The organism is Acetatifactor sp., from assembly GCF_982438285.1.
The window spans coordinates 1-3,837 of sequence record NZ_CEWDFQ010000302.1 but is presented as its reverse complement, the minus strand read 5'-3'; the positions used below and the strand labels follow the sequence as shown (position 1 = coordinate 3,837).

Here is a 3,837-nt window from a genome sequence, read left to right as displayed (position 1 = left end):
ACCAATGGACCTGACGCAATCCGGGCTGTCCTATCACATGAAAATCCTGTGTGATTCCGGTATCGTAGTCAGTCGGCAGGAAGGCAAATGGACACAATTACCGTTTGAGCGCGTCTGGAGGGGCATGGGCGCTGGAAAGACTGCAGGCTATTCTTACACCCGATACAGAGCAAGATCATCACTGCCCTTCCTGTGGCAGATAAACGCCATCCCATACCGATGGCGTTTATTTCGGAATAAAACATCAAATTTTTTTGATGTGTTTTGAATTCTAGGCAAAGTGAGGCTTCCAGAATGAGTGTATGGCAATTCTTTCAAGACGAGATTTTAGGAATGAAGTGGTTGAACCGATTGATAGGCAATGGTCTATCTGTATTGGGACTGGATACAGGCGGGCGGATGGGCGGCAGCGTTCAGTTTTTTCTCTACGATGTGATCAAGATTACCGTACTGCTGTGTTGCCTGATTTTTGTCATCTCCTACATCCAAAGCTACTTTCCCCCGGAACGAAGCAAGAAAATTCTGGGCCGGTTTCATGGAATTGGCGCAAATATGATTTCGGCCCTGTTGGGAACGGTAACGCCGTTTTGTTCCTGCTCCTCCATCCCGCTGTTTATTGGCTTCACCAGCGCGGGACTTCCTTTGGGGGTAACCTTCTCTTTCCTGATCTCCTCTCCCATGGTGGATTTGGGCAGCTTGGTACTGCTCATGAGCGTCTTTGGGGCGAAAGTGGCCGTGATCTATGTGCTGGTGGGATTGGTGATTGCTGTGGTTGGCGGCACGATCATCGAGAAGCTGCACATGGAAAAGTACGTGGAGAGCTTTATCCTTTCCGCCGGAGGCGTGGATATTGAGTCTCCCACCCTTACCAAAGCTGAACGTGTGCAGTACGCAAAAGAGCAGGTTGTTTCCACCTTCAAAAAGGTGTTTCCCTATATTTTGGTGGGCGTGGGGATCGGAGCAGTGATCCACAACTGGATACCGGAAAGCTGGATCACGGCTATATTGGGCAGCAATAACCCCTTCGGTGTGCTCCTGGCGACCCTGGTGGGCGTTCCCATGTATGCGGATATTTTCGGCACCATTCCGGTGGCGGAAGCCCTGCTGGCAAAAGGCGCACAGCTTGGCACCATCCTGTCATTTATGATGTCGGTGACCACGCTGAGTTTGCCGTCCCTCATTATGCTGCGGAAGGCGGTCAAGCCGAGGCTGCTGGCCCTGTTTATCGGCGTGTGCACCGTTGGCATTATTCTGGTAGGCTACTTGTTCAATATATTCCAATTTCTTTTCATTTAATTTAGGAGGTATGAACCATGGGACTGTTTCACAAAAACAAAAACGAGGAAAAGACTTCTTGCTGCTGCGGCAGCTGTACGCCCGAGGCGATGTGTCAAGCAGAGGCGGGCAAATCGTCCGGAGGCGTCAAAGTGCTTGGCTCCGGCTGCGCCAAATGCAACGCTCTGGAGCAGGCTGCCCGCGAGGCGCTGGCAGAGTTGGGCATGGAAACAACCATTGACCATGTGACGGATTTTGCCCAGATCGCCGCCTATGGCGTGATGACCACCCCGGCGCTGGTGGTAGATGGCAAGGTTGTGTCCTATGGCAAGGTTCTCAAAAAGGACGAGGCGAAGGCGCTGATCCAGAAGGCGCGGGGATAAGTCATGTCCCAAAAGCCAAAGATAGCCTTCGTATGCGTCCATAATTCCTGCCGCAGTCAGATTGCAGAAGCCCTGGGCAAGCTGCTGGCTTCGGATGTGTTTGACTGCTATTCCGCAGGGACGCAAACCAAACCCCAGATCAACCAGGATGCCGTCCGGCTGATGAAGCAGCTCTATGGTGTGGATATGGAGCAGACGCAGCGCAGCAAGCTGCTGTCGGAACTGCCTCCGGCTGACATTGTGATTACCATGGGGTGCAATGTATCCTGTCCGTCGGTGCCCTGCCGTTACCGAGAGGACTGGGGGCTGGAAGGCCCCACCGGCAAGGGTGATAAATGCTTTTTAGAAGTGATCCGCAGCATTGAGAAAAAGATTCTTGAACTGAAAAGCAGAGCAGATAATGGACTGTTGTAGTCACGCAAAACAATCGCTTTGCAGGCAGCAATCCAAGCCGGGGCCGACAATGGTCAAAATGAACGGCGCCCTTTGTGCGCCGCCATTATCCGCCCCGCCTGGTCTTGCTCCGCGGTAAGCAAGGCGGGCAAGCCCCAAGGGTGCTTGCCCGCCTTCTTTCATTTGGGGCGGAGGCCGGCAGTCAAAATCCGCCTCAATTTGAGGCCAATTTTGGCAGAGGCCTGCAAAACCTGAAATCCTTGCAACTTCTGGCCTTTTGTAATACTATTCTGATACTGGGAAATCGGGAAATCCCAAATAATGGGCAAAATATTAACATATTTACGAAAGTTTTTCGGTGAAATCACCTGAAATACCCTCCCATATACCTGAATTCGCTGAACGGGAGTAAGACTCCGGGGCCGGGTGGCCGGAACGCAGGGCGCATAATCTGCAAAAGAGGCTGGCTGATCCAAACAGGTCAGCCAGCCCCCTTTGCATCGCAGGAAGCAGGCTGCGGAGGCAGCGCTCCTGCCGGCGGTTTCTTGACAAGGAATCCTCCGTTTGCTATCATGCGTATGTCATCTCGCCGCACCTCCCCTCATCCGCAGAAAGGGCTGGGATCGGCGCGTGTTTCTTTTTGAAGGAGGAAATGCTCTCATGAAACACCGGGCAGGCTCCTATCTGGCGCTCATGCTGGGCGTGATCGCCCTGTCCACATCGGCCATCTTCGTCAAGCTGGCCGACGCCCCCTCCTCTGTGACCGCCTTTTACAGGCTGCTTTTTACGGCGCTGGCCCTGACCCCTCTCCTTCTGCTGGACCGGAAGAAACGGGGATATCTGCGGACCCTGCGGCCCTCCCGGCTGGGGCTGATCGTGCTGTCGGGGCTGCTGCTGGCTGTCCACTACGTCATGTGGTTTGAATCTCTGCGCTACACCTCCGTGTCCAGTTCCACAGTACTGGTGGCCCTGCAGCCTCTGTTCTCCCTGCTGTTCAGCTTCCTGCTGCTGCGGGAGAGGCCCCGGAAAAGCGCGGTGGCAGGCTGCCTCATCGCCATCGCCGGCAGCGCCGTCATCGGCTGGGGTGACTTCCAGGTCAGCGCCGGTGCCCTGTTCGGGGACATTCTGGCCCTGGCTGCCGCCGGCGTCATCAGTCTGTACTTCCTGATCGGCCAGGTGGTGCGCCGGGATCTGGACGCCGTCACCTACTCCGTCCCCGGCTATCTCAGCAGCGCCGCTTTTCTGCTGGCTTATGCCCTGCTGAAGGGAGACCCGCTGACCGGGTACACCGGCGCCACCTGGGGCGCTTTCCTGGGTCTGGCCTTTCTCTCCACCATCTGCGGCCAGTTCGTTTTTAACCTGCTGCTGAAGGACATCTCCGCAACGGCGGTCACTATGGGAATCCTGGGCGAACCCGTGGGCACCTGTATCCTGGCCTTCTTCATTCTGGGAGAGCGGATCGCCGTCCAGCAGGGCCTGGGGATCCTGGTGATCCTCCTGGGTCTGTCGGTGTATTTCTTCTGTCCTATCTGGATGGAGCGGCGGGCTGGTTTGGTATCGGAGCGCTGAGCGCCCGGAAAATATCCTATACGAAATACCCCCGGCAGGGACGTCAGCAAAGACATCCCGGCCGGGGGATTTTTGCGCAGACAGATGGAAAGATCACGAAAGCTCCTGCTGTTATCTTTTCTGTCTATTGACGGATTGTCTGATATTCCGCATCAAAATGCCTTTTTCCCTCAGGGCTGCACCGCCCGCTCCCCGTAGTCCCTGGGCGGAGCCTCGG

The 3,837-nt window shown here is 55.4% G+C and carries 4 protein-coding genes and 1 pseudogene; all 5 read left to right on the top strand.

All coding sequences use genetic code 11. The annotated features are described in order from the left end of the window. Positions 1–203: pseudogene (locus AC1WIP_RS12830) on the top strand (ArsR/SmtB family transcription factor); the annotation flags it as partial. 91 nt (positions 204–294) lie between these two features. Beyond that, positions 295–1,296, top strand: coding sequence for a permease (locus AC1WIP_RS12825; protein WP_481142198.1), 1,002 nt, complete (start codon positions 295–297; stop codon positions 1,294–1,296). A 17-nt stretch (positions 1,297–1,313) separates the two neighbouring features. Beyond that, on the top strand, positions 1,314–1,658 hold the full coding sequence (locus AC1WIP_RS12820) for a thioredoxin family protein (protein WP_481142197.1): 345 nt from the start codon (positions 1,314–1,316) through the stop codon (positions 1,656–1,658). A gap of 3 nt (positions 1,659–1,661) precedes the next feature. Further along, complete coding sequence (locus tag AC1WIP_RS12815) at positions 1,662–2,072, top strand: arsenate reductase ArsC (protein ID WP_481142196.1); 411 nt, start codon at positions 1,662–1,664, stop codon at positions 2,070–2,072. Between the two features lie 639 nt (positions 2,073–2,711). Next, entirely contained in the window at positions 2,712–3,620 is a 909-nt protein-coding gene (locus AC1WIP_RS12810) for a DMT family transporter (protein WP_481142195.1), read from the top strand. The last annotated feature ends 217 nt before the right edge of the window (positions 3,621–3,837 follow it).

What these genes read in the sequence shown, in the direction of transcription:
- AC1WIP_RS12810 (WP_481142195.1), top strand. Translation starts at nt 2,712, where the DNA reads ATGAAACACCGGGCAGGCTCCTATCTGGCGCTCATGCTGGGCGTGATC.
- AC1WIP_RS12820 (WP_481142197.1), top strand. Translation starts at nt 1,314, where the DNA reads ATGGGACTGTTTCACAAAAACAAAAACGAGGAAAAGACTTCTTGCTGC.
- AC1WIP_RS12825 (WP_481142198.1), top strand. Translation starts at nt 295, where the DNA reads ATGAGTGTATGGCAATTCTTTCAAGACGAGATTTTAGGAATGAAGTGG.
- AC1WIP_RS12815 (WP_481142196.1), top strand. Translation starts at nt 1,662, where the DNA reads ATGTCCCAAAAGCCAAAGATAGCCTTCGTATGCGTCCATAATTCCTGC.